Below are 6,733 nucleotides of genomic sequence, written 5' to 3' on the forward strand. Positions count from 1 at the left end.
ATGCTGATCGAGCAGCGCTTTCAACGCGGCCTCCGCTTCAGCCCGCGTACCACCGGCATGCGGGAGCAAGGTAAGTTTGAGACCCTTACGATCCACCGCCTCCACTTTCAGCAATGGTTTCCCCCCTTCGGACACGATCGTTTCCGGCTTTCCTGACTTCTTGGGGGATCCTGACCTCTTGGGGGGATCGGCGGCCAGAGCGAGCGCGCGTATGATATCGGGGACCGGCATCGGTGCTGCGCGATCGGACTGCACCTGAGCGAGACGTCCCGCCTCGGCGAACACACGCTGCCGCCGATCCTCCGGTTTCAAGAGAGGCTTGATCGCGGTGACATGCTTGATCCTGAGATCCTGCGGAAGGGCGAAGGCCGCCATCAGTTCCGCCGGCAGCCGGGCAAGGTCGAGATAGCGGCTGAGCCAGCTTTCCGTGACATTGATCCGCTCGGCCATCACCTTCTGGCGCCCCTCATAATAGGCGTCGAGCGCGCGCAGATAGTCGCGCGCGCGCTCCAGATCGGTGAGATCGTCGCGCGCCCGATTCTCGAGGTCAGCGAGACGGAAGGCCTCCTCGTCGGTAAGGCTACGGATATCGACGAGAAAGCGGAAATCCGGATAGTTGTGGGCGCGCAGCCAACTGATCGTCCAATGCCGGCGCGCGCCGCAAATCACCTCGAAATCGAAGGCAGGATCGTCCTTCACGCGGCGAACGATGGCGGGCATTTCTTGCTTGCCCTGCGCCTTGATGCTCTCGATGAGGTCGGCGCACCGCTCCTCATTGAGGAGCGCATATTCGCGGTTATGCCCCGCCCACATTCGGCAGCGCGCGGGAGCGACAAGCTCATGGGTGCGCGAGACGACGCTGCCCGTCGCCAATTCGGCAAGCCGGCTTTCCCGGCCCGCCAGCACGCTCGCACCGATGCCAGGGCGCCGCGCCGCTGGGGCTTGCGCCCCCGGGTCGATTCCGGCGACCAGATCAGCCGCGAAGTTGGCGTTCTTCTTGCTCATCATCCACCCCTTCTACCCGGAATTGCACCGGTGCAATTTTGCTCGCATCAGGCGAGTCCCTCCTTGCGAAGCCGCGTCAAATGGCTCGGCCACATCGACCGAATGTCGACCTCAATTTCACTGTTCACGCCATCAAGATAGGCAAGGCAGCGGTTGCGCACCGTCGAACTGGTGACCGGGCCGTCCAGCTCGTAGACGGTCATCAGCCGCGCCGTTGCATTGTCGATTTCGGCCGAATCCTTGAGCGGCGTACGGACGATCGCGTGACCGAAAAGGGTCCGCATCAGGTTCAGCAGTTCCTTCTGCATCGACTTATTCTCATCGACCTTGGACGCCACAAAGCGCAGGAACTGCAGCGACGGCGCCAAGCCGCGATCGGCCAGCGTCTCTATGGTCTCATCGAGCATGGCGAGGAAGGCCGCCGTCGACGAGAAGTCCATCACCGTCGGCGGAACCGGCACCACCAGCGCATTGGCCGCGCGCAGCACCGAAAGCGAGATCGCGCCGAGCGCCGGAGGCGGATCGAGAACCACCACATCGAACCGATCGGCAATGCTCGCGATGCCTTGCGCCATGCGGTCGATCAGGTTCCCCTGCCCCCGCGCCATGCGCGCTGCGATTTCATATTCCGACTGGAACAGCCGCAGATTGGCCGGAACAAGCTCAAGGCCGTCGAAGTGGGTCTTGCGCAGGGCATAGTCGAGCGACTCCATGTCGTCGTGCCGCAGGAATGGATAGAGCGTGTCCTCCTCGGTCAGGTCGAGGTCGGGCACATAGCCGAATAGCGTGGTTGCCGACGCTTGGCTGTCGCAATCGATGAGAGCCACCCGGTAGCCCTTGATCGCGAGATATTGGGCCAGGTGCACCGAAAGAGTCGATTTCCCCACCCCGCCCTTGAAGTTCTGCACCGCGATAACGCAGCAGGGATCGGTTGCGGCCCGCCAGGGCCGGGTGCCGAACAGTCCGCGCATGTCGTTGAGCTGCGCCAGGGTATAGCCGACACGCCGATTATTCTCGGTTCGCGGAGGCGGCGGCAAGCGGCCGTCCTTCTCGGCCTCGCGAATGGCCGCCGCGGTTCGGCCGACCAGTTCCGCGGCCTTGCCAATCGGGAACGTCGGCTCGCGCCGCTCGTCCGCCCGGGCACTCCGCGCGGAGTCGCGGAGCCGCTCGAGGACAGAGCTGGTCCGTTGTGCGAGCGTCGAGACGGACAGCAGGTCCTGCGTGCCCTCAATGTCGAGTGATGCAGCCAAGAGAGGCCCCCTTGCGAAACTAGAGGGGGCATAGCTCAATTTGCACTTTTAGGTCAATCGAAGGCTGATTTTCGCAATTCGGCCCAGCCCGAAGGGCGAAACTTGCCCAATCTGCGCCGCAGACCTTTTGCGCCCCCTCGCAACCTGACTCCTTGGGGGCAGTTCACCCCGAAATTGCACCGGTGCAATTTCGGCTCAGGGGCGCCCGCGTCGTGCCAGGAAACTCTCGCAGAAGCCGGTCCAGGATGCGATCAGCTTGGCGCCCTTGAGCTTCGCCAGCCTTTCGCCCATCTGCGCGCGATAGGCATCGGCAATGAGATCGATGTCCCAACCGCCGCCAGCCGAACGGCCGATGGCCGCGAGCGTGTCCGAGCCAAAGCGGATCGTGCCGTTCGGGAAGGTGACCTCCCCTGCCCCAGCCTTATCCTTTGACACCAAGGCCGCCACCGCCGCCTGTGTGACAGCCTCGACGGCAACGGTCTCCACCTCGTCCTCGCGCCGCGCCTTTCTGCCCGCAGAGTGCCGACCGATCTCATCCACGGTCGCGATTTGGGCCGGAGCATCCTTGGGCTCAAAGCGGAATTCGATTTCGGTGACAGTTCTGCCCTGGCGGATCTCCCGCCACTCCACGCGAAAATGGGCGAGCTGGTCGATTTCGGCCTTCGCCTTTTCGAGAACTTTGCGGCGCAGCTGCGCGAAATCCTTGTAGACGTCCGGCGCGATGCCGAGCAGCGCACGCAGCGCCGTCATGTCGCCCTTCCAGAGCGACTGGCGCCTATGCAGCCTCAGCGCCCCGATCTCGTACAGCTTGAGCGCATAGGTTGATCGGAAGCCGAGCACCGCCTGGCGGTTCAGGACCGCATAGGTCTCCGATTCCTGGATCAGCTTTCGGGCTTCGGGCGTGAACTCCCACTCGATCCACCCAGCGTCCGCGCCCTCTTCGTCTTCCGCTTCTTCGCGCGACGACGAGATAAGCGAAAAGCGCAGCGTCGCCTTCTTGCCGCGCCAGGACTTGTCGTCGACTGCGAAAAGCGTGCGGTGCAATTCCTCAAGCATATCCGAGATGCGCTCATTGCCCTTGTGGCCGCGGCGAATGTCCGCCTTTCGCATCTTGTGCGGGCGGTCCTCCCAGGCATCACCGCCCGCGGTCAAAATCATCAGCGCAAGCAAACGCGAAGCAGTCAGGCTAAGCGACTGGCCTTTGACGAACTTGACCTCGACGATGCTGCCGGGCTTGGCGAACTCGTCACCGCCCTTTGCCTGCAGGGCGGCAGCCACCCGCATCGCCCGTCCCGGAGAAGCGTCATCGCCGGTGGGGGAGGGCGTTACAGCGTGATCTAGGGCTTGCTCGTCATCCATGCCATGAAGTCTGCGCCGATTCGTCCAGCGTGGGAGAAAATCTGCCTGACCTGTCCTTACGCGTCAAGTCAGGGCAGGATAGACACCGGATTCGGCCCCCAAGAGGTCAGGATGGAACTTCGCTCCGAAGCAGCAAACCATGAGGAAGTGCGGCGAGTCGCGTTTCCAAGCGCCCGGACCCGCGCAAACGGCAGCGCGGACGCCGAAGAAAGTCCCTGACGAACGCTATGGCGAGCGAATCACTCCAGCAGGAAGCTGTCCCCCATACGGTCAGGAAGGCCCCAGCAGGTCAGGTTGCATCCCCCGATCGGTCAGGGAAGCGCCCCCGGAAGGGCAGGCAAAATCCCCCGTCCGGTCAGGATAAGCTTGCTCAAACCCGCAGAAATGCTGTGCTTTCGGCCTCCTGAATCTGAATCCTTTTGAATCGGAAAAGCTTCCGCTGCGAGCAGCGGCGTTTTGATTCTTTTTATTTTGAGAAAGAGATCGGCGTCGCGCCTGATGCAATCGTTCAATCCCCCCGCCTGGAGGGATACGCGAAGTTAGCCGCCTACGATAGGCTGCCGGCCAAATGACCTTGCGCATGGAGGGTGCATGATCAACTTCGCCAAGTTCGAGATCATCGGCCGGATCGGGGAAATCGACGCGCGGCCGAAAGTCACCCTGCTGTCGGTCTGCGCGAATTATCGCCGCAAGGGTGACGATAACGAATGGCAGGAAGACAGCCACTGGAACCGCGTGAGCGTCTTCAGCGAAGGCCAGCGAAAACATATCGCCGACCGGGCTCAAGTCGGGGATCTCGTGCGCATAGCCGGACGGCTCAAGGACAACTCCTATGAACGCGACGGCGCGACGCACTACACAACCGATCGCATCGTCGAGGAATTCGGGATCCTGGCACCCAAAGGCATGCCGGGGTGAAATATCGGGGAGGGGAGGGCGCAATCAGCAGCGGCGCTCCACCACTTCCGAGGATTAGTCGATGCCCATAGCTGCTCCCCATCGCGCCAAAGCCATTGTCGATGCCCATAGCTGCTCCCCATCGCGCCAAAGCCATTGTCGAAGCCCTGGGTGGGATCTGGCGCGGTACGCGCGGCGAATGCCGGTGCCCGGCACATAACGATCATGGTCCCAGCCTGTCGGTACGCCTGGGCGAGCGGGCGATCCTGTTCCACTGCTTTGCCGGCTGCGACACGCGCGATGTTCTGGCTGCTTTGCGCCGGCGCAAACTTCACGATGCGGAGCCGCTCACAATGCCGCGCCCGAAGGCGGCCGCGGACCATCGCGCTCTTGCACTTCGCCTATGGAAGGCGAGCCAGCCCATCGCCGGATCTCCAGCGGCCGATTATCTGGCGGCGCGCGGTCTGCCGCCTCCCTATCCGCGTTGCCTGCGCTACAACCCGCGCACCATCGTCGGGGCCGGTGAGCGCCGCCGGTTCTTTCCGGCGATGATCGCCGCGGTCGAGAATGATCTGGGGGTTGTCGCCGTCCAGCGGACCTGCCTCGATCTCGCCGACATCCTGCACAAACCCATGCCAAAGCCGAAGATTGCCCTTGGCCTTCTCGGCGACGCGGCCATTCGTCTGGCGCCGGCCGGCGAGGAGCTTGGCCTTGCCGAAGGCATCGAGGACGCCCTTTCAGCAATGGCCTGGTTCGGAACGCCCACCTGGGCGCTGGGCGGGGTCGAACGCCTTGGGCTTGTCGCCATCCCCGAACGGGTCAAGCGTATCATCGTCTATGGCGATCGCGGTGCCGCCGCTGCCGCCATGCTCAAAAAAGCCCGCCCCCATCTCACAGCCAATGGACGCGAACTGGTGCTCCGGCTGCCGGAACGGCACGCGGACTGGAATGATGCTTGGCGTGTCCGCCGGGCCGCCGAGGCGGCCTGAAAGGGGAGGGAGCCTTCCGGCTGATGACCTGGCGCTGATGCCAGGTGTCAGACCTGGAGATGCCCCATGGCCACACACCCCCTCGCGCTCACGCTGCCGCTCGATGATCCCGCCCGTACCGCTGCTCAAGGCATAGCCGACCGGCTGTCCGAAGGATGTCCGGTTGCACGTAACGACCTCCTTGCCGAAATGACCTCCGCTTTCGGTGGCTCGAGCGCCGATGGCCTGTGGTCATTGCGCGACGCCTACGATGTGCTCGAACTCGCGCAGGTCCTCCATCTGAAGAACGCGACGCTCCCGGCAGATGCAAATGCGCGGCTCGCCCAGCTGATCGCTATGACGGCGGCGCTTCCCACGCAAAGCGTGCGTAGCGAAACGCAGATCGCGTTCCAGCAATTCTCGACACCGGCGCCGATCGGCTTCCTTGCCGCCAAGGCAGCCGCGATCACGGCACACGATATCGTGCTCGAGCCCTCGGCCGGGACCGGCCTCCTGGCCGTACACGCCCATCTCGCCGGCGCGCGCCTCCTTCTCAATGATATCGATGCCTGGCGCACGCGTTTGCTGCGTCACGCCTTTCCCGAAGGCAGGCTGAGCACGCATGATGGCGAACTGATCGACGATATGCTCGATCCGCAACTGGTGCCGAGCGTCGTGCTCCTCAATCCGCCCTTCTCGCGAAGCCAGGGGCGCGCGCGCGATCGCCATGCCGCGCTTCGCCATTTGCGCTCCGCGCTGTTGCGGCTTGCTCCAGGCGGGCGCTGCGCCGTTATTCTCCCCGACCGCATCGAGACGGAGGACGCGGATTGGCTGCACGCCACTGCGGGCGCGCATGCCCGGCTGCATCTCGACCTGCCGCCCGATGCCTATGCCAAGCACGGCACCGGCCAGGCAGTCCAGCTCATACTCCTCGAAAAGGACGGGGCAGGGGGCTCGGTCCCGCGCCAGACCTGCACGACGCTCGGCGCTGCGCTTGCGGCCATCGATGCGATGGCGACCCCATGCGCGCCGCAGCCGCAGCCGATCTCCCGCCCCAGCGGATTGTTCCGGGGCCTCACGCGGCGGACCCGCCCCGTCTGCTCGCGTGCGGCGGTGACCCTGCCCACGACCCGCGCGGTCGCCTATCACCGTCTCGACGCGCCCGCACCCGCGGGCGAACCGCAAGGGATTTACCTGCCCTATCGGCCGAGCCGTCTGCTGATTGCCGATGCTCGTGAGCACCCAAGCGCGCTG

General features: G+C 64.2%; 6 protein-coding genes and 1 pseudogene. 3 read left to right on the forward strand and 4 right to left on the reverse strand.

Annotation, left to right across the window (positions count from 1 at the left end; all coding sequences use genetic code 11):
• The 4 genes from CHB74_RS21085 to CHB74_RS21100 form a co-directional block, all read right to left on the reverse strand.
• A partial coding sequence (locus CHB74_RS21085) for a ParB/RepB/Spo0J family partition protein (protein ID WP_179220956.1) occupies positions 1-1,005 on the reverse strand: 1,005 nt, incomplete at its 3' end.
• A 47-nt stretch (positions 1,006-1,052) separates the two neighbouring features.
• Positions 1,053-2,255, reverse strand: coding sequence for an AAA family ATPase (locus CHB74_RS21090; protein ID WP_007688084.1), 1,203 nt, complete (start codon positions 2,253-2,255; stop codon positions 1,053-1,055).
• 195 nt (positions 2,256-2,450) lie between these two features.
• Positions 2,451-3,539, reverse strand: a complete 1,089-nt coding sequence (locus CHB74_RS21095; protein ID WP_007688083.1) for a replication initiation protein — start codon at positions 3,537-3,539, stop codon at positions 2,451-2,453.
• A gap of 386 nt (positions 3,540-3,925) precedes the next feature.
• Positions 3,926-4,126, reverse strand: a complete 201-nt coding sequence (locus CHB74_RS21100) for a hypothetical protein (protein WP_013041755.1) — start codon at positions 4,124-4,126, stop codon at positions 3,926-3,928.
• A gap of 79 nt (positions 4,127-4,205) precedes the next feature.
• On the opposite strand from CHB74_RS21100, the gene CHB74_RS21105 reads away from it, so the two are divergent.
• The 3 genes and pseudogenes from CHB74_RS21105 to CHB74_RS21115 form a co-directional block, all read left to right on the forward strand.
• Positions 4,206-4,532, forward strand: a complete 327-nt coding sequence (locus tag CHB74_RS21105) for a single-stranded DNA-binding protein (protein ID WP_007688082.1) — start codon at positions 4,206-4,208, stop codon at positions 4,530-4,532.
• Positions 4,533-4,864: 332 nt separating this feature from the next.
• Positions 4,865-5,500 (forward strand): DUF7146 domain-containing protein, encoded by a 636-nt coding sequence (locus CHB74_RS21110; RefSeq protein ID WP_016744728.1) that lies wholly within the window; start codon positions 4,865-4,867, stop codon positions 5,498-5,500.
• Positions 5,501-5,566: 66 nt separating this feature from the next.
• Positions 5,567-6,733: pseudogene (locus CHB74_RS21115) on the forward strand (methylase); the annotation flags it as partial.

Origin of the sequence: Edaphosphingomonas laterariae (assembly GCF_900188165.1) — a bacterium.
In the GTDB taxonomy this organism is placed as follows: domain Bacteria; phylum Pseudomonadota; class Alphaproteobacteria; order Sphingomonadales; family Sphingomonadaceae; genus Sphingomonas_E; species Sphingomonas_E laterariae.